A 22,313-nucleotide genomic window follows, 5' to 3' on the forward strand; every position below is an offset into this window, starting at 1 on the left:
TGACGCCCCACGGCGAGCCTCGCGGTTCCGCGCCGGTAGGCTGGGCCGGTGGCACGCAGAGCACCCGACCCCGCGCAAGAGCCCGAACCGACCCGCCGCGACGAGCCGCTGATCACCCGGCGCGACCTCGCCGGCTGGGTGGACGGTCCGGGCGGCGGCCTGGCCGGCGGCCGCTGGCCGGGGGACCTGCTGGGCCTGCCCGAGCACGGCCCGACCTCGATGGCCACTGCGGCCCGCCGCGCCGTCGCCCTCGTGATCGACTGGTTCCTGGCCCTGGGCGTGTCCTGGCTGCTCTTCGACTCCGACGCGATCGCCACCCTGATGGTCTTCGCCACCATGCACATCCTGGGCATCACCCTGCTGGCCACCACCGTGGGCAAGGCCGTGTGCCGCACCCAGGTGGTGCGCCTCGGCGGCCGGACCGCCCCCGTGCACCGCGTGGTGGTGCGCACGGCGCTGCTGTGCCTCGTGCTGCCGGCCGTCGTCGTCGGCCCGGACGGCCGCGGCATGCACGACAAGGTCGCCGGCACCGTCGAGATCCGCATGTGAGCGCACCGGCCCGCGCCGGACGACGCCGGATCCGACTCGACGCGAGGCCGGACACGACGAAAGGGGGGCGCCCCGCCGAATCCTCGGCGGGGCGCCCCCCTTTCGCGCGGGTGCGTCGGCGCTCAGCGGCCGCGCATGGCGCGCCGGCTCGGGCGCACCTTGTTCGGGTCGACGCCCTTGGGGATGGGCAGCCGGTTGGTGTTGAGCGCGGTCAGACGCTTGTCCACGGCCTGGACCTCCTGCGCCGTGAGGGCCTTCTTCATGCCCTTGAGCGTGCCGGGCAGCTCGTGCAGCGGGACCTGGCCCTGGCCGTTGCCGGACTCCACCACGGTGACGGGCACGCCGGGCAGGAAGCGGCGCATGGCCTTCTCCTCCTTGACCACCAGCGCGGCGACGCGGGGGGAGGGGCCCTCCGTCACCAGCACCACGCCCGGCCGGCCCACGGCGCGGTAGACGAGGTCCTGGGTCTTCGGATTCACGGCGGCCGGCTGCTCGGGCACGATCCAGCCGCGGCCCAGCGTGGAGAGCGCGGCGCCGGCGGCGCCGGGGCGGCCCTCGAGCTGGGCGAACCCGGCGCGGCGCGCCTTCCGGTTCAGGATGACGACGGCGGCGAGCACACCGAACGGGATCGCGATGAGCAGCCACGTGATCCAGTTGTCCAGCAGCAGGCCGATGACGAGGCCGACGACGAGGGCGGCCAGGAAGGCCAGCAGCATCCACAGACCGACCTTGGGGTCGTGCGCCTTGGTCATGGCGTAGGCCTGCTTGAGCTGGGAGATCACGCCCGGGCCCTTCGCGGCGCGCTTGTCCCGGCGCTGGGCCTTCGTCTGCTCCTTCTCGTGGCGGCGACGCTCGCGCTGCATGGCCTTGACCTCCTTGACCGTGGCGGAGGTGGAGCCGGAGGAGGATGCGGGGGGCTGGCTGTTCTTCGTCATGACGGGATCCAGTCTAGTCGGGCGGCTCAGGACATCTGGGCGACGACAGCGGAGGCCTCCTGGCGGGCGGTCTTCTCCCCGGCCAGGTGCGCCAGGTTCTCCGGCAGGGTCCGGCCGAGGCGCTGCATGGCCTGCGCGTAGAGCTTGCCCGCGCGGTACGACGAGCGCACCAGCGGGCCCGCCATGACGCCCTGGAAGCCGATCTCCTCGGCGCGCTGGGACCACTGGACGAACTCCTGCGGCTTCACCCAGCGGTCGATGGGGTGGTGCAGCTTCGAGGGCCGCACGTACTGCGTGATGGTGATGATGTCGCAGCCGGCCTCGTGCAGGTCCACCAGGGCCTGGTCGATCTCGTGGTCCTCCTCGCCCATGCCCAGGATGAGGTTGGACTTGGTGACGAGCCCGTCGGCCTTGGCCATCGTGAGCACCTTGAGGGACTTCTCGTATGTGAAGGCCGGGCGGATGCGCTTGAAGATGCGCGGCACCGTCTCCAGGTTGTGCGCGAACACCTCGGGCCGCGCGTCGAACACCTGCTGGACGAGCTCCGGCACCGCGCCGAAGTCCGGCGGCAGGATCTCGACGCCGGTCCCCGGGTTGAGCGCGTGGATGCGGCGGATGGTCTCCGCGTAGAGCCACGCCGCGCCGTCCTTCTGGTCGTCACGGGCCACGCCCGTGACGGTGGCGTACCGCAGGTCCATCTCGCGGATGTTCTCGGCGACCTTCTGCGGCTCCTCCATGTCCAGGGGACGCGGCTTGCCGGAGGTGATGTCGCAGAAGTCGCACCGGCGGGTGCAGATGTCGCCGCCGATGAGGAACGTGGCCTCGCGGTCCTCCCAGCACTCGAAGATGTTGGGGCAGCCGGCCTCCTCGCACACGGTGTGCAGGCCGGCGGACTTGACCTTGTTCTTCAGGCCGATGTACTCGGGGCCCATGTGGACCTTGGCCTTGATCCACTCGGGCTTGCGCTCGACGGGCACCTCGGCGTTGCGCGCCTCCACGCGCAGCAGGCGGCGGCCTTCGGGGGCGAGGCTCATGCGGGGATTCCTTCCGTGGGGGTGACGGCGATGTACGCCGGCCCGAGCTCGTCCAGATGACGGGTGAGCACCGGGACGACGTCGGCCGGCGTGATGGTCCGGCCCGTCTCGACCGACAGGGTGGTGGTGGCGGCGTCCGTGATGCCGCACGCGATGATCCCCTCGTAGGGGGCCAGGGAGTTGGAGCAGTTCAGCGCGAAGCCGTGCATGGAGACGCCGTCGTGGATGGACAGGCCGATGGCGCCGACCTTGCGGTCCGGGCGGGCCGTGCCGTCGTCGTCCCGGTCCGCGAGGACCCAGATGCCTGCCCGCCCGTCCACGCGGACGGCCGTGACGCCGAACTCGGCGGCGGTGCGGATCAGCAGCTCCTCGAGGAACCAGACGTAGTCCTTGACGTGGGCACGGTCGCGCAGCCGGACCACGGGGTAGCCGACCAGCTGGCCCGGCCCGTGCCATGTGATCTTGCCGCCGCGGTCCACGTCCACGACGGGGGCGCCGTCCGTGGGGCGCTCGGCGTCCTCGGTGCGACGACCGGCCGTGTAGACGGCTTCGTGCTCCAGGAGGAGGAATTCGCCGTCGGAGCGGCCGGCGACGACGTCCGCGTGCAGGGCGCGCTGGGCGTCCCAGGCGGCGTGGTAGTCCACCAGGTCGGGCGCCAGGCCGAGCACGCGCAGGGGCGGCAGGGGTGTCTCGGGCATGACGTCCACTGTAGTCCTCGGGCCCGGACCTGTGGACAACCGCCGTGACGCTCGGGGACATGCGGCACCCTGGGCTGGAACGGACGGCGCGGCGGAGAGGGGAGACCGATGCGGGACTGGGACGAGGCGGACGGCGGCGCGGCCGGACGCGTCGGCGGCGGGCCGGAGACCGAACCGGAGAGGTCGTCGGAGCCGGGCACGGCTGCGCCGCGCGCCCCGGGCTGGGAACCCGTCCGGCTGCTCGGCGCGGGCGCCCAGGCGGAGGTCTGGCTCGTCGAGGACGGTCGGGGCGTCCGGGCCGCCCTGAAGGTGCCCCGTGCCGGCGCGGCGCCGGATGCGCTGGCGGCGGAGGCGCAGGCCGGACGGGTCGCGCATCCCCATCTGCTGCGCGTGCTCGGCGTGGTGGAGACGGACCGGGGCCTCGGGGTCCTCACCGAGCACCGCGCGGCCGGCACGCTGCAGGACATGGTGCAGCGGGTCGGACCCCTGAGCCCGGGGCAGGCCGTCACCGTGCTCGTCCCGATCGCCCAGGCTCTCGCGTGCCTGCACCGCGAGGGGGTGGTGCACGGCGACGTGTCCCCGGCGAACGTCCTGTTCGGCGTCGACGGCAGCCCGGCCCTCGCCGACCTCGGCGTCGCCCGGGTGGTCGGCGGGGCGTCGGGGGCCGGGGCGACGCCGGGCTTCGCGGCCCCCGAGGCGCTCGCCGCGGTGGAGGGGGCCGGGGCGGAACCGGGGGCGTCTCCGGCGGTGGGGGCGCCGAGTGACGTCCATGCGTGGGCCGCCCTGGGCTGGTACGCGCTCACCGGTCGGGCGCCGGGCGCCGCCGGGCATCGGGCGCCGCTGCCCGTCCTGGTCCCCGAAGCGTCCCCCGAGCTCGCGCTGCTGCTCGATGCGGCGCTCTCCCCGGACCCGGCGGCGCGGCCGAGCGCGGAGGAGGCCGCCGCAGCCGTATACGCGACGGCCCGGCCCGAGCCGGTCCCGCTGGGAGAGGCCGCCCCCGCCGAGGTGGCGCACCTGCTGCCCACGGTGCTGCCGGGCTCCGGGCCCACGCGGCGACGCCGGGGACGACGCACGGCTCCGAGACGGCGCGCGCTCGCGCGCCGACGGGGGGCGGCGCCACGCCGGGGCGTCCTCGTGGCCGCCGGGCTGGCCACCGCGCTGGCCGTCGGCGGCGGCACCGCCGGGCTGTGGTGGCCGGCGTCCCTGGGCGACGCGACGGAGGGGGCGCCGGAGCCGGCGGGCGCGGTGCCGGCCGGCACCTCGGTGGACGCGGCGCGCCCGGCGGACGGGACGCCGGAGAGCGGGACGCCGGCGAGGGTGCCGGACGCGGGTGCCCCCGGGGAGGACGCCGCCGGGGAGGACGCCGTCGACGTGGGCGAGGCGCTGGCCGCGGTCGGCCACGCCCGGACTGCCGCGCTCATCGACCCGGAGCCTGCGCGACTGGACGCCTACGCCGTGCCCGGGGGACCGGCGTGGGAGAACGACCGGGATCTGCTGCGCCGGCTGACGGACGAGGGGTTCGCCTTCTCCGGCCTCGAGGTGACGGTGGAGCAGGCCGGACCCGCCCGGCGGGCCGGGGACGACGCGCTGCGTGTCGACGCCGTGCTCCGGACGTCGGCCCACACCGTGCTGGACCGCGCGGGACGCGTGGCGGCGCATCGGGAGGCGACGGCCGAGGAGGTCGTGCTGGTCCTGCGCAGCGGCCACGGAGAGGGCCCCGAGGGGCGGGACGGCGGCGCGGCGGGTCGGACGTGGCGGGTCGAGACCGTCGATCCGCGCTGACCCCGGGCCCGGATCCAGCGCCGGAGGCCGGCGGTCCAGACGGGGGGACGCCGCGGGCCCCGGGGAGAAGCTCCCCGGGGCCCGCGGCGTGGTGCGGCGTCAGCCGCCTGGGCTGATCACTGCCAGAGGACGGCGACCAGGATGTTCACCAGGCCCAGACCGCCCACCGCGTGGGCCAGGCCCGTGGGCACGACCTCCCCGCGGTTGGACTTGCGGCGGCCGATCAGGGCGGCCACGAAGACGATGACGCCGATCAGGAACTTGACGCCCAGCTTCATGTGGTTCGGCTCCCCGCTCATGGCGAGGCCGAAAAGCACCACGCCGGAGACGATCATGCCCACGGAGCCCCACCACTGCGAGGTGGTGACGGTCGGGTTGCGGAAGTGCGCGAACCAACCGCCCACGATCGCTGCGGCGGACACGATGTGCACGGCCACCAGGATGCTGTGCAGGATATCCACAGTCCTTCTCCCTTTCCGTCAGAGACCCAGCTCGTTGGCGAACTCGCCGCCCTCGAGACGCTGACGCAGCGTCGTCAGGAAGCGGCCCGCGTCGGCCCCGTCCACCAGGCGGTGGTCGTAGGTCAGGGACAGGTACATCATGTGGCGGATGGCGATCGAGTCGTTGCCGTCCGCGTCGGTCACCACCATGGGGCGCTTCACGATCGCACCGGTGCCCAGGATCGCGACCTGCGGCTGGTTGATGATCGGCGTGTCGAACAGCGCGCCCACGGAGCCGATGTTCGTGATCGAGAACGTGCCGCCCGAGAGCTCGTCCGGCGAGATCTTGTTCGTGCGGGTGCGCTCGGCCACGTCGGCGATCTTCTGGGCGAGGCCCGTCAGGTTCAGGGAGCCGGCGTCCTTGATGACGGGCACCAGCAGCCCCTTCTCCGTGTCCACGGCGATCGCGATGTCCTCGGACGCGTGGTAGGTGATCTCCTTGTTGTCCTCGGAGAACGACGCGTTCAGCTTGGGGTGCTGCTTGAGGGCCTCGGCGACCGCCTTGGTGATGAACGGCAGGTACGTCAGGTTCACGCCGGCCTGCTGCTGGAAGGAGGCCTTGGCCTTCTTGCGCAGCTGCACGATGCGGGTGACGTCCACCTCGTGCACCTGGGTGAGCTGGGTGGACAGGTCGAGGGACTCGCGCATGCGCTGGGCGATGACCTGGCGGATGCGCGGCGCCTTCTCCACCTCGCCGCGGACCGAGGGGTCCACGGAGGAGCTCGCGGCCGGGGCGGACGCAGCGGCCGGGGCCGACGACGGGGCGGCAGCCTCGGAGGCCTGCTCGGCCGGAGCCTCGGACCCGCCCGCGGCGGCCTGCGAGGCCAGCGCGGCGGCGAGCACGTCCTGCTTGCGGATGCGGCCGCCGACGCCCGTGCCGCGGACCGTGGACAGGTCCACGTTGTTCTGGTGGGCCAGGCGGCGCACCAGCGGGGTCACGTAGCCCTGGCCGGGCTCGGTGGCGGAGGGCGCCTCGGCGGACTCGGCCTGCGCGGAGTCGCGCTCAGCGGACTCGCGCCGGGAGGCCTCCTCGGACGGGGACGCCTCGGGCGTCTTCTCCGACTTCTCGGCGCCGGCGGCCTCGGCGGCCTCCTCGGTCTCCTCGGGGGCCTCGGCCTCGGTCGCCTTGTCCTCGATCTCCTCGGCGGACGCCTCGTCCTGACCGGAGGAGCCCTCCGACGGGGCGGAGCCGCCGCCGGCGGAGCCGGAGCCGACGAGCGCGAGGACGGCGCCCACCTCGACGGTGTCGTCCTCCTCCGCACGGATCTCCAGGAGGGTGCCCGCCACGGGGGAGGGGATCTCGGTGTCGACCTTGTCGGTGGAGACCTCGAGCAGCGGCTCGTCGACCTCGACCTCGTCGCCGACGGACTTCAGCCAGCGGGTCACGGTGCCCTCGGTCACGGACTCGCCCAGCGCGGGCAGGGTGACCTCGGAGGCCTCGCCGCCGGCCGACGGGGCCCCGTCCGAGCCCTGGTCGGTGGAGGCGCGCTCCTCCGGAGCCGGCTCGCCTGCGGGCTCCTGCTGGGCGTCGTCCTGCTGCGCCTCCTCGACGGCGGGCTCCTCGGCCGCGGCGTCGTCCTCCGACGCGTCGGCGGAGCCGCCGCCGGAGCCGTCGCCGATCGTGGCCAGCGGGGCGCCGACCTCGACCGTGTCGTCCTCCTCGACCAGGATCTCCTCGAGCACGCCGGCCACGGGGGACGGGATCTCGGTGTCGACCTTGTCGGTGGAGACCTCCACCAGGGGCTCGTCGACGGCGACCTCGTCGCCGACGGCCTTGAGCCAGCGGGTCACGGTGCCCTCGGTGACGGATTCGCCCAGGGCGGGCAGGTTCACGGTTTCAGACATGGTTCCGATGCTCCTCATGAGGGGTGGGCGCCGGGGGCGCCCACCCGGGGTTGCGAGGTGGGCCCGACGCACGGGCCCGGGATGGTCAGTGCGGTGGGTCAGCTGTGCAGCGGGTGGCCGAACAGGGCCATGGCGGCCTCGCCCAGGGCCTCGTTCTGCGTGGGGTGCGCGTGCACGAACTGGGCGACGTCCTCGGGGTAGGCCTCCCAGTTCACGATGAGCTGCGCCTCGCCGATCTGCTCGCCGATGCGCTTGCCGATGCCGTGCACGCCCACGATCGGGCCGTTCTTCTGGCGGATCATCTTGATGATGCCGCCGGTGCCGAGGATCGAGGACTTGCCGTTGCCGGCCAGGTTGTACTCGGCGACCTCGACGTTGTCCTTGCCGAACTCCTCCTCCGCCTTGGGCTGGGTGTAGCCCACGGACATGATCTCCGGCTCGGTGAAGGTGACCTTCGGGATGTTGATGTCCTCGACGACCATCGGCTTGTTGCCGGCGATCTCCTCGGCCACGAAGATGCCCTGCTGGAAGCCGCGGTGCGCCAGCTGCAGACCGGGAACGATGTCGCCCACGGCGTAGATGTTGCCGACGCCGGTGTGCAGACGCTCGTCGGTGAGGACGAAGCCGCGGTCCATCTTGACGCCCTGCTCCTCGTAGCCGAGGCCCTCGGTGTTCGGGCCGCGGCCGACGGCGACGAGGCAGACCTCGGCCTCGAACTCCTTGCCGTCCGCGAGGGTCACCTTGACGCCCGAGTCGGTCTCCTCGACCTTGTCGAAGAACGTGCCCAGGTTGGTCTTGATGCCCTTCTTCTTGAACTCGCGCTCGAGGACCTTGATGATCGCCGGGTCCTCGTTGGGGACCAGGGTCTTCAGGCCCTCGATGATGGTGACGTCGACGCCGAAGGAGTTCCACAGGGACGCGAACTCGGAGCCGATGACACCGCCGCCGAGCACGATGGCCGACTTCGGGGTGTAGTCCAGCTCGAGGGCCTCCGTGGAGGTCATGATCTTCTTGGAGATGGGCAGGCCCATGGTCTTGGCCACGGAGCCGGAGGCCAGCACGATGTTCTCCGCCGTGTAACGGGTGCCGTCGACCTCGACCTCGTTCTTCGAGACGAGCTTGCCCTCGCCCTCGATGACCTGGACCTTGCGCATCTTCAGCAGGCCGGCCAGGCCCTTGTGCTTGCCGGCGACGATGCCGTCCTTGTAGTCGCGCACCTTCGCCATGTCCACGGACTCGAGGGTCGCGTTGACGCCGAACTTGGCGGCGTTGCGGGTCTCATCGGCCACCTCGGCGGCGTGCAGGTAGGCCTTCGTGGGGATGCAGCCCCAGTGCAGGCAGGTGCCGCCGACCTTGGACTTCTCCACGAGGGCGACGGACTTGCCGTACTGCACGGAACGCAGGGCTGCGGCGTACCCGGCGGAGCCACCGCCGAGGACGAGGACGTCGAATTCCTGAGCGGTTGCCTTGTCGGCCACGGTGTTGCTCCTTGGTGCTGGGGTCGGTGGATCGTGGTGGTGGTGCGTCACCGCCACCCCCGGCCGTCGGCGGCGGGCCGCGCGGCCGGGGACGCGGTGGACATCGGGACCAACCTTACCGGGCACGCCCCTCGATGAGACCCACCAGGGTCCGCACCATCACGCCGGTGGCGTCCTGCGGGGTGTAGCCGTACGCGGCCGACTCGTTGAAGGAGGGGCCGGCGATGTCGAGGTGGGCCCAGGGGGTCCGTGCGGCGGCGTCGCCCTCCGACCGTCCGGCGTCGACGAATTCGCGCAGGAAGGTGGCGGCGGTCATCATGCCGCCGAAGCGGTCGCCCATGTTGGAGATGTCCGCAACGCGCGAAGTGAGCGAGGCGCGCAGCTGCTCCGGCAGGGGCATGCCCCACGCGAGCTCCCCGGCCGCGTCGGCCGCGGCGACGACCTCGTCGCGCAGCGCGTCGTCACCCATGACGCCCGTGTGGCGCACGCCGAGGGCGACCAGCTGGGCACCGGTGAGGGTGGCCACGTCGAGCACCGCGTCGGGTCGCTCGTCGGTGGCCGCCACGAGGGCGTCGGCCATGACGACGCGGCCCTCGGCGTCCGTGTTCATGACCTCCACGGTCTTGCCGCCGTACATCGTGATGACGTCGGACGGGCGGATGGCGGTGCCCGAGGGCATGTTCTCGGCCAGCGCCAGCCAGCCGGTCACCTTCACAGGGACGTCCAGGGCCGCGGCGGCGCGCACGACGGCGAAGACGGTGGCGGCGCCGGCCATGTCCGACTTCATCGTCATCATCGAGGCGGCGGGCTTCAGCGAGATGCCGCCCGTGTCGAAGGTGATGCCCTTGCCCACCAGCGCGATGTGCGCGGCGGCGTCGGCCGGCGCGTGCTCGATGCGCACGAGCCGCGGCGGGCGGGAGGAGCCCTGGCCGATCGCGAGGATGCCGCCGAAGCCCTCGGCGCGCAGGCGGTCCTCGTCCCACACGTCCACGCTCACGGACGAGTCCGCGAGGTCCTCCGCGACGGCGTCCGCGAACGTGGCCGGGTAGAGGTGCGAGGGGGCCGTGTTCACCAGGTCGCGCACGGCGCAGACCGCGTCGCCCACGACGGCGGCCCGGCGCAGCACGGGGTCGGCGTCCGCGGCGGCGAGCGGGGTGACGACCTCGACCTCGCGGACGGGACGGGACGTGTCCGTCTCGGCGCGGGCGCGCTCGGACTTCTGGGCGGTGAAGGCGTACGCGCCCAGGACGGCGCCCTCGGCGACGGCGGCCAGTCGGGCCGGGGTGTCGGCCGGCAGGGCCAGGGCCACGGCGTCGGTGCCGGCCAGGGAGCGCACGGCAGCCCCGGCGGCGCGGCGCAGGGACTCGTCCGCGGCCTCGCCGTCGTCGTCCAGACCGCCGACGCCGGCCAGGACCAGCAGCGGCACCGGCACGCCGCCCAGGCCCGGCAGGCGATGGACCTCGTCCTCGGCGCCCCGCACGCCCAGCAGCTCGAACGAGGCCTCGAGGGCGGTGGCCGCCTCGGCCGGCAGCGCGTCCGTCAGGAGCACGGGGCCGTCCGGGCCGGTGCCCACCCCCACCACGAGGGCGGAGGCGGTCAAGTCCTCCAGGGCGCGGGCGGTCAGGGTCGGGCGGTCCAGGGTGATCACGGACGGGCCTCTCTTCCGGGGGTGGGGGATGCGCCCGGCGGGGTGGGCCGGGCCGTCCCGCGTCATCCTAGCCAGAGGGCTCGCGCGCCCGTCCAGGGCGCGCGGGCGCGGAATAGGAGGGTGCCGTGCCGTGGTTGACTGACGCCAGAGGACAGGGAGGGATCCGCGTCCGCCGCCATCCGGGCGGCGGGGACGGCTCTCCCGCAGACGGACCACCGGAAGGGGAACGAGACGTGCAGGACGCCGCGCCGCTGTACACCCGTCATGAGGGGGCGCCCGTGCCCCCCGGCCTGGGCATGCTCGTGGCCCTGACCGGGCACATGGACGCGGGCCGGGTCGCTCGGCAGGTGCGGGCCGCGCTGCACGAGCACCTGACCCATCGGACCGTCGTCTCCTTCGACGTCGACTCGATGTTCGACTACCGCGCCCGGCGTCCCCGGCTCCGGTTCGACCGGGACCGCTACCGTGATCTGCGCCTGCCCGCGCTCGAGGTGCAGCTGGTCGAGGACCTGCTCGGCCACCCCTTCCTGCTGCTGTCCGGCCCCGAGCCGGACTTCCGGTGGCAGGCGGTGACGGAGGCCGTGCTCGGCCTCGCGCAGGAGTGGGAGGTGGACTCGCTCACCTTCCTCGACGCGGCCCCGCTGCCCGTGCCGCACACGCGGCGGCTCGGGGTCACGACCCACGGGTCCCGCGCCGACGCCGTCGAGGGGCTGTCCACCTGGAGCCCGGAGGCGGACATCGTCGCGGGGCTGCTGCAGATGCTCGAGCTGCGCGCCGAGGAGGCGGACCTGCCGACGGCGGGCTACACCGTCCATGTGCCGCACTACGTGGCCGAGGCGTCCTTCCCCCAGGCGGCCGTGGCCGCGCTCGAGTACGCGGGGGCCGCCATGGGGCTCATGCTGCCCTCGGACGACCTGCGAGACGCCTCGCGGGACATCGAGGCCGAGCTGGAGCGCCAGGTCTCCGGGTCCGGGGAGATCCAGCAGATGATCGCCGGCCTGGAGCGCAACTACGACCAGAACGCCGAGGACCAGGAGCGGTCGTTGCTCGAGACCGAGCAGGGCCTGCCCGACGGCGACGAACTCGCCTCCGCCGTCGAGGCGTACCTCGCCGCGCGGGACGCCGGCGGCGGGTCCGCTCCTGCACAGGAGGACGGACCCGGCCGTCCGTCCACCGGCGACGGGGACTGATCCCACCGCGGGCGCCCGGTCGGCCAGGGTGGCGGCATGGAAGCCCCCACCTCACTCGACGTCCCCGTCCTGCCGGCCCGCGGCCCGGAGGACCTGCTCGCCTACGTCGGCCACGCCCTCGGGCGGTTGCCCGAGGGCAGCCTGGTCCTCCTCACCCTGCGCGACGGGCGCCTGCGCGCCGTGGTGCGGGTCGACCTGCCTCCCGAGGAGGTCGACGTCGGCGCCTGGGCCTGCGCCGTGGCCGAGGTGTGCCGGCGGGACGCAGCCGCGGACGCGACGCTCTGCCTCGCGCTGCCGGACGGCGCCCGGGCCACGCTCGCCCGTCCCGGCTGGGCCGCGGCGCTCGACGACGCCCTGGCGTCCGCGGGTCGCCCCCTGACCGCGGCCTGGACGTGCGCGCGGGGACGGGCGCGCCCCTGGTGGGGGAGCGGCGTCGCCGAGGAGGGCCCGCTCGACCCCCGAGCCGCGCCGCTGTCCCTGCACCTGATGACCCGCGGTTCGGTCTGGGACCGTGCAGCAGTGCCCGACCCGGTCCCGCGCCGCGGTCCCGCGGCGGCCCGGGCCGACGACGCGCGGTGGCGGCCTCCCGAGCAGGACGCGCCCGCGGCACGCCGCGCGTGGCTGGCGCAGTGGGAGTCGGTGCTGACCGGCGCGGCTCGTGACCGCGGCGCGCCCGCACCGGCCGTGCTGGGCTCGCCGCTGACGCGTCCGGCCTGGCGCGACGGCCTGCTGCTCCATGCCGCCGCGCCGTCCGGCGCGGCCACGGGGGATCCGGGGGACGAGGAACGGATCCTCACCGCGGCCTCGGGCCGGGCGCCGGCCTGGGATCGGCTGGACGCCCTGCGGGCGGGGCTGCGCGCGCTCGTGCCCGTCGCGACGCCGGCTGTGGCGGCGCAGGCCCTGGCGCTGGCCGGGTGGGTCGGCTGGGCCCGCGGCCACGGCTCCGACGCGGACGCCCACCTGACCGCGGCGGCGGCGCTGAGTCCCGGCGACCCGTTCGTCTCCGTCCTGCGACGCATCGTGGCCGCGGGGTGCGTCGCAGGCTGGGCGACCGACCCGGCCACCGCGTGGCGGCCCGACGGTGGCCGCCCATGAGAGAATGATGCGGCTTCACGACGGCACGGCCGACCGCAGCCCGTTTCCCGGGTGCGGAATAGATCGGTCTCAGCCGTCGTTGGCACTCACGGACCCTGCAGTCGGCGGGCCCGGACGACGTCGGTCGTCCGAGGCCGCGACTTGACAGGGTCACGTGTCTATGGACTGCAAGGATCCGCGGGTGGCCGCGGACGAGACGGAAAGGCCTCGAGTGACCACTTCGACGACCAGCGGTGTGCAGGACGGCAAGGAGACCACTGCCTCCGAGGCCACGACCACGCGCACCCGCTCCACGGCAGCCAAGAAGTCGGCAGCCACGAAGAGCGCCACGACCAAGGGCGCCACGACGCGGACGACCGCGACGAAGTCGGCGGCGACCAAGACCGCTGCCACGCCGACGGCCAAGAAGAAGGCGACCCGGAAGCCCACCGCGGCCAAGACCACCGCCACGGCCAAGACCACCGCCGCGAAGAAGACCGCCACGACCGGGGGCAAGAAGGCCACCGCGTCCGCCGCCTCCGCCGAGCAGGCCGAGGACGACGAGGAGCTCGTCCAGGCGCGCGAGCGCACCGAGGCCGCGGACGCCGTCGAGGAGGACGTGGTGGCGGACGAGACCGCCACCGAAGACTCTGATGATGAGGACGCGGACGGCTCGGACGCTCCGGAGCGTCCGGCGATGGACGCGGAGGCCGTGACCGGCACGACGGCCGCCACAGGCCAGAAGGTGGCCCAGTCCAAGGGCGCGTTCGTCATGGACGACTCCGAGGACGACGCCCCGGTGCAGCAGGTGGTCGTGGCGGGCGCCACGGCGGACCCGGTGAAGGACTACCTGAAGCAGATCGGCAAGGTCGCCCTGCTCAACGCCGAGCAGGAGGTGGACCTGGCCATGCGCATCGAGGCCGGCCTCTACGCCGAGCACGTCGTGCAGCACGAGGCCTCCGACGACTACCGCGAGCGCCGGGACATCCAGCTGATCATCGCGGACGGGCGCAAGGCCAAGAACCACCTGCTCGAGGCCAACCTGCGTCTGGTGGTCTCCCTGGCCAAGCGCTACACCGGTCGCGGCATGCTGTTCCTGGACCTCATCCAGGAGGGCAACCTCGGCCTGATCCGCGCCGTCGAGAAGTTCGACTACACCAAGGGCTTCAAGTTCTCCACGTATGCCACGTGGTGGATCCGTCAGGCCATCACCCGCGCCATGGCGGACCAGGCCCGCACCATCCGCATCCCGGTGCACATGGTGGAGGTCATCAACAAGCTGGCCCGCGTGCAGCGGCAGATGCTCCAGGACCTCGGCCGCGAGCCCACCCCGGAGGAGCTGGCCAAGGAGCTGGACATGACCCCGGAGAAGGTCGTCGAGGTGCAGAAGTACGGCCGCGAGCCCATCTCGCTGCACACCCCGCTCGGCGAGGACGGCGACTCCGAGTTCGGCGACCTGATCGAGGACTCCGAGGCCGTCGTGCCCGCGGACGCCGTCTCCTTCACGCTGCTCCAGGAGCAGCTGCACTCGGTGCTGGACACGCTCTCCGAGCGCGAGGCCGGTGTCGTCGCCATGCGCTTCGGCCTGACCGACGGCCAGCCCAAGACGCTGGACGAGATCGGCAAGGTCTACGGAGTGACACGAGAGCGCATCCGCCAGATCGAGTCGAAGACCATGTCCAAGCTGCGTCACCCCTCCCGCTCGCAGGTGCTCCGGGACTACCTGGACTGAGTCGCAGCGGCATGACGAAGGGCCGGACCCCCGCGGGGGTCCGGCCCTTCGTCATGCCGGGCGCGTCAGGCGCCGGCGGTGAGGCGGTCCGTCTCGTCCTGCCACAGCGCGGCCTGGGGACGCAGCGCGTCCTCGACGGCGCGGGCGTGGTGGGCGCAGAACTGGAGGGCACCGCCCGAGTGCAGCACGGCGCGGACGTAGGCCTGCGCGCCGCAGCGGTCGCAGCGGTCGGAACGGGTGAGGGCGGCCGGCTCGGCCACGGCGGTGATGGACATGGTGTCCTCCTCGGGTCTCTCGGGGCTGGAGGGCGACGACGCCGGTGGGGCGGGTCGGTCCTCCTCTTGTCCCATGGAACAGCAAGGATGGCAGGGAACTTCCCCGCGCGCCCGCCCCGCACCCGCGTTTCGCCACCCGCGTACGCAAGCAGCCGGGCCGGGCTGCCCAGGGACGTCCGGCCCGAACCCTGGCGTGTCCGGCCCGCGGAGTAGGCTGGACCGGCCGCCGTCGTCCACCGAAAGGCCCGCCCCGTGCCCGCGAACACCGAGTACAACGCCCGCCACCTCTCCGTGCTGGAGGGGCTCGAGGCCGTCCGCAAGCGGCCGGGCATGTACATCGGCTCCACCGATTCCCGCGGCCTCATGCACTGCCTCTGGGAGATCATCGACAACTCGGTGGACGAGGCTCTGGCCGGCTTCGGGCAGTCGATCGAGATCACCCTGCATCCGGACGGCTCCGTCGAGGTCGAGGACAACGGGCGCGGCATCCCCGTGGACGTGGAGCCGCGCACCGGCCTGTCCGGTGTCGAGGTGGTGTTCACCAAGCTCCACGCCGGCGGCAAGTTCGGCGGCGGTTCCTACGCCGCCTCGGGTGGCCTGCACGGCGTGGGCGCGTCGGTGGTCAATGCCCTGTCCTCGCGCCTGGACGTGCAGGTGCTGCGCGGCGGCAAGGTCCACCAGATGTCGTTCCGGCGCGGCGAGCCGGGCCGCTTCCAGGACGGGTCGCGCCCGTCGCCAGACGCCCCGTTCGAGCCGTCCACGGACGCCTCGCCGCTGGACGTCGTCGGGAAGGCCAAGCGCGGGCAGACCGGCACGCGCGTGCGCTACTGGGCGGACGAGCAGATCTTCGTGAAGGACGCGACGTTCTCCGCCGAGGAGCTCCAGGCGCGGGCGCGCCAGACCGCCTACCTGATCCCGGGCCTGCGGATCACAGTCAAGGACCTGCGCCGCCGACCCGGCACGCCCGGCGCCGACGGCCCGGTCGAGGAGGTCTTCCAGTACGACGGCGGCATCTCCGAGTTCGTGGAGCACCTCACGCCCGCCACCCCGGTGACGGACGTGTGGCGGATCCAGGGCTCCGGCACCTTCAAGGAGCGGGTCCCGGTGCTCGGCGAGGACGGGCGCACCTCCATGCAGGATGTGCAGCGCACGTGCGAGGTGGACGTCGCCCTGCGCTGGGACGTCGGCTACGACACCGTGTTCCGGTCCTTCGTGAACATCATCGCCACGCCCAAGGGCGGCACCCATCAGTCCGGGTTCGAGGCGGCACTGCTGAAGGTGTTCCGGGCCCAGGTGGAGGCCAACGCGCGCCGGCTCAAGGCCGGGTCGGACAAGGTGGAGAAGGACGACGTGCTGGCCGGCATGACCGCCGTCCTGACGGTGCGGCTCGCCGAGCCGCAGTTCGAGGGGCAGACCAAGGAGATCCTCGGCACCTCCGCGGTGCGGCGGATCGTCTCCCAAGTGGTGGAGAAGCAGCTGACCGCCCGCCTCACCTCCACGGCCCGCGCCCAGAAGCAGCAGGTGCACACGCTGCTGGAGAAGGTCGTCGCCGAGATGAAGTCGCGCATCTCCGCGCGCACCCACAAGGAGAACCAGCGGCGCAAGAACGCCCTGGAGACCTCGACGATGCCGGCCAAGCTGGCGGACTGCCGCAGCAACGACGTCGCCTCCTCCGAGCTGTTCATCGTCGAGGGCGACTCGGCGCTCGGCACCGCCAAGCTGGCCCGGTCCTCCGACTTCCAGGCCCTGCTGCCGATCCGGGGCAAGATCCTGAACGTGCAGAAGGCCTCCGTCTCGGACATCCTGGCCAATGCCGAGTGCGCGGCGCTGATCCAGGTCGTCGGGGGTGGTGCGGGGCGCAGCTTCGACCTGGATGCGGCCCGCTACGGCAAGGTCGTGCTGATGACGGACGCGGACGTGGACGGTGCCCACATCCGCACCCTCCTGCTGACGCTCTTCTTCCGCTACATGCGGCCCATGGTCGAGGCCGGGCGCGTGTACGCGGCCGTCCCGCCGCTGCACCGGATCGAGGCGGTGACCCGGGGCGTCAAGGAACGCGAGGTCATCTACACGTACTCCGAGCAGGAGCTGCACGCGACGCTCGCCCGCCTGGAGCGGGAGGGCCGCTCGTATCGCGAGCCGATCCAGCGCTACAAGGGTCTGGGCGAGATGGACGCGGACCAGCTGGCCGAGACCACCATGGACCCGCGCCACCGCATGCTCCGCCGCGTGAACATCGCCGAGGTGGAGGCCGCCGAGCGCGTCTTCGACCTGCTCATGGGTTCCGCGGTGGCCCCGCGCAAGGACTTCATCGTCTCCCACGCCGACGAGCTGGACCGCGAGCGCATCGACGCCTGACCCTCCGCTTTCGTTCGGGAAACGGCGGCGCGGCCGCCGCCGTTTCCCGAACGAAAGCGGCGTGACCCGCGCCGTTTTCCGAACGAAAGCTCGGGACGGGCGCTCGTTCCGGCCGCGGCGGGCGTCAGCGGTCGCGGTAGTACGCCGCGACGCGGTGCAGGCCCTCGTCGATGCTCACGGTCGGCGTCCACGCGAGGACCTCACGGGTGCGACGCTGGTCGAACCAGTGGGCGGTCGAGAGCTGCTCGGCGAGGAACTCGGTCAGCGGCGGCTCGCCGTCGTCGGAGCCCACGCCCCGGGACCGCAGCCCGAACAGATCCCGCTCCCACGCCCGCTCGATCAGGGCACCGGCGCGCCGGGCCAGGCCCGCCGGGACGCGGCGTTCGGGCTCCGCGGCGCCGCCCGCCAGCGCGATCTGGCGGATCAGCTCGCCGACCGGTCGCGGCTCGCCGTTGGTGACCACGAGGGCCTCGCCGTGGTGCACGTCGGCCGCGGACACAGCCGCCACCACGGCCTCGACGGCGTTGGCCGTGTACAGCGTGTCGACCAGGGGAGCGCCCGTGCCGAGCACGGGCATTCGCCCGGCCCGCGCGCGCTGCACGATCCGGTCGGTGAGCTGCAGGTCCCCGGGCCCCCACATCAGGTGGGGGCGCAGCACCAGGACGCGGAAGTCGTCGCGGTCGGCGGCCAGGGCCAGTCGCTCGCCGGCCGCCTTCGTGCGCGCGTAGGGTCCGCGCGCGTGCTCGGGGCTGGCGGCTCCGGCGCCCTCGCCGACGATGGAGTCGCCGGCGTGCGCCACGGAGGGGGAGGAGACGTGGACGAAGCGTCGCACGCCGTGGCGCTGTGCGGCGTGCAACAGGATGCGCGTGCCCTCCACGTTCACGGCCTCGTACTCGTGCTCGGGGCCGGACACGGACACCTTCGCGGCCACGTGCACCACGGTGTCCGCGCCGGTCAGGGCCTCCTCGACGGCGGCCGGGTCGGTCACGGACCCGCGCACGTCCCGCGCACCGGGCACGCCCGACGGACGCCGCTGCAGGGTGGTCACGTCGTTGCCGGCATCGGCGAGCACCCGGGCGACGCCCGCACCCAGCAGCCCCGAGGCGCCGGTCACCAGGACGCGGCGCGACGCGAGGCGCTCGACGAGGTCGGGCATCCCGGCGGCGTCGAGGTCGACGTCGTAGCCGAAGCCGCTCACAGCGCACCCACCTTCCCGCCGGCGAGCACGGCCTCCGCCCAGTCGGCCACCCGGGCGCGGTCGATCTTGGAGTTGTGCCGGATGTCCGTGGGGATCTCATCGGCCACGAGCACCGCGGCCACCGGCAGCGGCTCGAGGGCCGCGCGCACGGCGGAGGCCAGCGCGGTCGGGGCGAGGCCCTGCTTGGGCCGGCCGTCCCGGTGGTGACCCGGGCGCCGCGCCGGGCGCGTGGCCGGCACGGCCGCCTCCACGACGACGACCACGGCCTGCGTGCCCCGGGGCCCGACGCCGACGACGGCGCTGCGTCGCACCGGCCCGAGCGCGTCGACGGTCTTCTCGGGCCCACCCGGACCGACCGGGCCCTCGGGCGTGGTGATCACGTGCTGGAGCCGACCCTCGAGCCAGACGCGGCCCTCGGCGTCGAAGTGGCCGACGTCGGCGGTGCGGTGCCATACCCGGCCGTCCCGCCGCCACAGCCCGTCGCGCTTGCTCTGCTGGTCGGTGTGCCAGAGCGCGTCGTAGCGGTCCTTCAGGTGGGGGGCGCTGACCACGATCTCGCCGAGGACGCCGTGGCCCCGCGCGGGGTCGAGGATGACGTCCTCGGCGCTGCCGTCCTCGAGCAGCGGCGCGATGGCCAGGGACACCGTGGGCAGCGCGGAGCCCACGCAGACGCCCTCGTCGTCGGCGGCGCGCAGGCGCTGCACCTCGGCGCCGTCGATGTCCGTGAGCAGCAGCCCCTCGGTCATGCCCCACGGCGTGTGGACCCGGGCGTTCGGCATCAGGTCCGAGACCTGACGCATCAGCTGCGGGTGCACGGGGGCGCCGGCCGAGAGCACGAGACGCACGGCGTCGAGCGCCTCGCGCCGGGGCGCGTCGAGGCCGTCGGCGGTCGCGACCACGTTCGCCAGGGCGGCGGGGGAGGCGAACAGCACGCTCGACTGCCCGGCGATCGCGGCGTCGGCCAGCTTCTGCGCGGTGAGGGTGGCTGGCTGGGTGACATCCATGTCCGGGGAGACGGACGCGGCGCCGAGGGCGGGTCCGAGCAGCGCGAACGGGGCGAAGCCGGCCAGCAGGGAGCCGCCCGGGCGGATGCCCAGGGTGCGGGAGATCAGCGCCACGAGGCGGCCCAGCCGCTCGTGCGTGTACACGACGCCCTTGGCCGGGCCCGTGGAGCCGGACGTGAACAGCACCGCGGCGTCCGCGTCCAGGGCGGGCTCGGGCAGCACGGTGCCGTACTCGTCGACGGCGTCGCCCGTGGCCGGGTCGCGGTGGCGGTCCACCATCGCGTAGAGCGAGTCGGAGACGTCGAGCAGGCGGCGCTGGGCGGCGCCCGGCTCGGTCACGGAGATCCGGGTGCCCGGCCAGGACTGGGCGCGGGCCAGCGTCAGACCGGGGGTGCGGCCGATGATCCAGCGGGGGCGGGCCGACTTCATCGCCCGGGTCATGCCCTTGACCCCGAGGCCCTGGTCCGCCACCACGGCGACGGCGCCCACGCGCAGCACGGCGTACAGGGCCGCCGACAGGTCGCGACCCGGCGGCACGAGCATGGCGACCCGGTCGCCCGGTCGCATGCCCGCGGCCCACAGCCCGGTCGCGATGGCCGAGACCATCTCCTGCAGCTCACCCCAGGTGACGGCCACGGGGCGGCGGGCGGTGCCCACGAGCGAGCGGCCGGCCTGGGCGCCGGCCATGTCCACCAGCGCGGTGTACTCGCGGTGGTCCGAGCCGGGGGCGCCCCAGTCGCGCAGGTGGTCCCAGAGCCGGACCACGCCGGGCTCGCGGGCTCCGGGCTCCTCCCCGAGGTCCACCTCCAGGCCCGGGTCGGCGGCCGCGTCGGCGGTGGCGTGCGGGACGGGGCCCGGCAGCCCCGAGGCGGGGTCGGAGAGCTGGCCGCCGCGCAGCAGCTGGGCCCACTGCAGCAGGGGCGCGGTGATGTCGCGGTCGTCCACGAGCAGGTGCCCCGCCCGCTCGTAACGCTGCACGCGCGCGTGGGGCAGGCGGTCGCGGAGGTCGTCGAGGTAGCGGTCCAGGAAGACCGGGTCGTCGGCGCCCCACAGGATGAGGGCGGGCACGTCGGTACGGCCCAGGGCGGCGAGGTCCTCGCCCACCCGCTGCAGTTCGGGATGGCTGCCGTGGCCGGGGTCGGCCGGGATGTCCGCGACGAAGCCGCCGACGCCGCCGCGTCGGGCCGCCGTGTCGTAGGGCAGGTGGTAGGCGGCCCGCGTCTCGCGGTCGAGGGCCGGGGTGGCGAGGGAGGTCGTCACGGAGAGGAAGGCGTCCGTGGTGACGGTGGAGGCCGGCAGGACGGGCCCGGCGAGGGCGGCCTGCAGCGGGGCGGGGATCGGCGCCCCCTCGGGCTGGTGGACCGCGGTGTTCAGGGTCGCGACGCCGGCCACCAGCTCCGGATGACGCGCCGCCCAGCCGAGGGACACGACACCGCCCCAGTCGTGGCCGAGCGTGATCAGCGGGTGGCCGGTGGCTGCCAGGTCGCGCAGCCCGAGAGCCGCCAGCAGGGCGTCCAGGTCGGCGATGCGGCCGCCCAGCGTGCGGTAGGTGTCGCCGGCACGGCCCATCGACGCGGCGGACGGGGAGCCCGCGTGCGCGAGGCGCTCGGAGAAGCCCATGTCCAGCTGGTCCGGCGCCACGACGCGCCACGCGGCCATGCCCCGGCGTGCCCGGCGCACGGTCTCCGCGAGCAGGGACCGCCACAGCCAGGACCACGTCGGGTTGCCGTGCACCGCCACGATCGTGCCGACGATCTCCGCCCCGGCCGCGGCGAGCACGGGACCGGTGTCCGCCACGTGCAGCGTCCGCACGGTCCCCTCCGGGTCCGCGGCGGAGCGGATCTCCACGAGGCGGGACCACGCCGGGTCCCAGCCGGGCAGTCGGTCGGCCGGCGGCAGGGCGGCGGGGGCGGCGGGGATCTGGGGCATGGCTCTGGCTCCTTCAGCTCACCATTCGATCTCGAGCATCGCGGTGTTCAGGCCCGAGCCCACGCCCAGGCAGACCACCGTGTCCCCGTCCTCCAGGGCGTCCATCTCCCGCACGAGGGTGATGGGCAGCGACGCCGGGCCGACGTTGCCCAGCGTGGGGAACGTCGTCGGGATGCGCGCCGGGTCCAGGTGGGCGGACTCCGCGATCGCGTCGGTGTGCATCTGCGAGACCTGGTGGGTGATGAACCGGTCGGCCTCCGGCCACGCCCACTCCGCCGGGACGTCGTGCCACGCGTCCATCACGAGCTCGAGACCGTCCTTGAGCAGGGCGGTGGAGTCGGTGTACATGCCGTGGTGGTCGCCCACGCACAGGCCGTGGTGGTCGGTGCCGGCGCGGGTGATCCCGCGGACGATCCGATGGGCGTCCGGGTGGTCCTCGATGCGGCCGACGACGGCGGCGGCGGCCCCGGAGCCCAGCGTCAGGGACGCGAACTGCTCCATGAAGTTGCCGCGGTGCGTGGTCTCGGCGTGCAGGTTGGCCACGGTGGCGGCCTGCACCTTCGAGGCGTCCTCGGCGGCGACCACGACCGCGTAGTCGATCTGGCCGGCGTCCACGAGGGTGGAGGCGAGCATGAGGCCGTTGACGAACCCGAGGCACGCGTTCGTGATGTCGAAGTTGGTCGCCGAGGTCGGCAGCCCCATGAGGTGATGGATCCGCACGGCCACGGAGGGCTCGAGCGTGGCCCGGGTGACCGACGTGTTCACGAGCAGGCCCACCCGCTCCCGGGGGACGCCGGCCTGCTCCAGGGCCGCGACGCCGGCGCGGGCGGCGGCCTCCTGGAAGTCCTCGGTCTCGTCCCAGTTCCGTCGGCTGCGCACACCGGCCACCCGCTCCAGGAGGGAGCCGGGCAGGCGCAGGCGGGTGAGCACCTCCGCCAGCTGGTCGTCGAGGTCCCGCGAGGTGACTTCGACGGGGGCCTCCACCTCGGTGACCGCCAGGAGGGCGGCGCGGGAGTACTCGTAGCTGGCGTTGCCGGACACGTTCGTCACCAGGACCAATCTGCGGGGGGTCGGGGGAGGGGGG

At 73.9% G+C, this 22,313-nt stretch carries 17 protein-coding genes; 6 read left to right on the top strand and 11 right to left on the bottom strand.

Features of this window, described 5'->3' with window-relative positions:
• Window positions 1–48 precede the first annotated feature (48 nt).
• Window positions 49–549, top strand: a complete 501-nt coding sequence (locus NR073_RS03025) for an RDD family protein (protein ID WP_049146950.1) — start codon at window positions 49–51, stop codon at window positions 547–549.
• A 122-nt stretch (window positions 550–671) separates the two neighbouring features.
• Here the strand turns inward: NR073_RS03025 and NR073_RS03030 are convergent, their stop codons facing one another.
• The 3 genes from NR073_RS03030 to lipB are packed head-to-tail and all read right to left on the bottom strand — an operon-like array spanning window position 672 to window position 3,216.
• Window positions 672–1,484, bottom strand: a complete 813-nt coding sequence (locus NR073_RS03030; RefSeq protein ID WP_044659516.1) for a DUF4191 domain-containing protein — start codon at window positions 1,482–1,484, stop codon at window positions 672–674.
• Between the two features lie 26 nt (window positions 1,485–1,510).
• Entirely contained in the window at window positions 1,511–2,518 is a 1,008-nt protein-coding gene (gene lipA / locus NR073_RS03035) for a lipoyl synthase (protein ID WP_002857341.1), read from the bottom strand.
• Complete coding sequence (gene lipB, locus NR073_RS03040) at window positions 2,515–3,216, bottom strand: lipoyl(octanoyl) transferase LipB (protein WP_036314221.1); 702 nt, start codon at window positions 3,214–3,216, stop codon at window positions 2,515–2,517. Before lipB ends, lipA begins: the two co-directional genes overlap by 4 nt.
• Before the next feature lie 108 nt (window positions 3,217–3,324).
• Here lipB and NR073_RS03045 point away from each other — a divergent pair, with 108 nt between their 5' ends.
• Entirely contained in the window at window positions 3,325–4,998 is a 1,674-nt protein-coding gene (locus NR073_RS03045; protein WP_230277972.1) for a serine/threonine-protein kinase, read from the top strand.
• Between the two features lie 116 nt (window positions 4,999–5,114).
• On the opposite strand, the gene NR073_RS03050 is transcribed toward NR073_RS03045, so the two are convergent.
• From NR073_RS03050 to NR073_RS03065, 4 genes are all read right to left on the bottom strand, one after another.
• Window positions 5,115–5,459 (bottom strand): hypothetical protein, encoded by a 345-nt coding sequence (locus NR073_RS03050; RefSeq protein WP_010078527.1) that lies wholly within the window; start codon window positions 5,457–5,459, stop codon window positions 5,115–5,117.
• A gap of 18 nt (window positions 5,460–5,477) precedes the next feature.
• Window positions 5,478–7,343 (bottom strand): 2-oxoglutarate dehydrogenase, E2 component, dihydrolipoamide succinyltransferase, encoded by a 1,866-nt coding sequence (gene sucB / locus NR073_RS03055; RefSeq protein WP_044659522.1) that lies wholly within the window; start codon window positions 7,341–7,343, stop codon window positions 5,478–5,480.
• Between the two features lie 98 nt (window positions 7,344–7,441).
• Complete coding sequence (gene lpdA, locus NR073_RS03060) at window positions 7,442–8,821, bottom strand: dihydrolipoyl dehydrogenase (protein ID WP_036383063.1); 1,380 nt, start codon at window positions 8,819–8,821, stop codon at window positions 7,442–7,444.
• 115 nt (window positions 8,822–8,936) lie between these two features.
• A complete protein-coding gene (locus NR073_RS03065; protein WP_044659535.1) occupies window positions 8,937–10,469 on the bottom strand; it encodes a leucyl aminopeptidase in 1,533 nt (510 codons plus the stop codon).
• A gap of 233 nt (window positions 10,470–10,702) precedes the next feature.
• Here NR073_RS03065 and NR073_RS03070 point away from each other — a divergent pair, with 233 nt between their 5' ends.
• The 3 genes from NR073_RS03070 to NR073_RS03080 all read left to right on the top strand — a co-directional run bounded on the left by NR073_RS03070 (window position 10,703) and on the right by NR073_RS03080 (window position 14,465).
• Window positions 10,703–11,659, top strand: a complete 957-nt coding sequence (locus tag NR073_RS03070) for a PAC2 family protein (protein ID WP_044659523.1) — start codon at window positions 10,703–10,705, stop codon at window positions 11,657–11,659.
• Between the two features lie 36 nt (window positions 11,660–11,695).
• Entirely contained in the window at window positions 11,696–12,754 is a 1,059-nt protein-coding gene (locus NR073_RS03075; protein ID WP_044659524.1) for a DUF4192 family protein, read from the top strand.
• Between the two features lie 160 nt (window positions 12,755–12,914).
• Complete coding sequence (locus tag NR073_RS03080) at window positions 12,915–14,465, top strand: RNA polymerase sigma factor (RefSeq protein WP_239074670.1); 1,551 nt, start codon at window positions 12,915–12,917, stop codon at window positions 14,463–14,465.
• 65 nt (window positions 14,466–14,530) lie between these two features.
• Here the strand turns inward: NR073_RS03080 and NR073_RS03085 are convergent, their stop codons facing one another.
• The gene (locus tag NR073_RS03085; RefSeq protein WP_002858172.1) at window positions 14,531–14,740 is read right to left on the bottom strand and encodes a hypothetical protein; all 210 of its coding nucleotides are present in this window, start codon (window positions 14,738–14,740) and stop codon (window positions 14,531–14,533) included.
• Window positions 14,741–14,992: 252 nt separating this feature from the next.
• Between NR073_RS03085 and NR073_RS03090 the strand changes: the two genes are divergently transcribed.
• Entirely contained in the window at window positions 14,993–17,098 is a 2,106-nt protein-coding gene (locus NR073_RS03090; RefSeq protein WP_044659526.1) for a type IIA DNA topoisomerase subunit B, read from the top strand.
• Window positions 17,099–17,222: 124 nt separating this feature from the next.
• Here the strand turns inward: NR073_RS03090 and NR073_RS03095 are convergent, their stop codons facing one another.
• The 3 genes from NR073_RS03095 to NR073_RS03105 are packed head-to-tail and all read right to left on the bottom strand — an operon-like array spanning window position 17,223 to window position 22,279.
• Window positions 17,223–18,296, bottom strand: coding sequence for an NAD(P)-dependent oxidoreductase (locus NR073_RS03095; protein WP_044659527.1), 1,074 nt, complete (start codon window positions 18,294–18,296; stop codon window positions 17,223–17,225).
• Complete coding sequence (locus NR073_RS03100) at window positions 18,293–21,229, bottom strand: alpha/beta fold hydrolase (RefSeq protein WP_061867234.1); 2,937 nt, start codon at window positions 21,227–21,229, stop codon at window positions 18,293–18,295. Before NR073_RS03100 ends, NR073_RS03095 begins: the two co-directional genes overlap by 4 nt.
• A gap of 18 nt (window positions 21,230–21,247) precedes the next feature.
• Complete coding sequence (locus NR073_RS03105) at window positions 21,248–22,279, bottom strand: 3-oxoacyl-ACP synthase III (protein ID WP_044659529.1); 1,032 nt, start codon at window positions 22,277–22,279, stop codon at window positions 21,248–21,250.
• Window positions 22,280–22,313 lie beyond the last annotated feature (34 nt).

Source organism: Micrococcus sp. Mcc28 (assembly GCF_024519775.1).
Lineage (GTDB): Bacteria > Actinomycetota > Actinomycetes > Actinomycetales > Micrococcaceae > Micrococcus > Micrococcus luteus.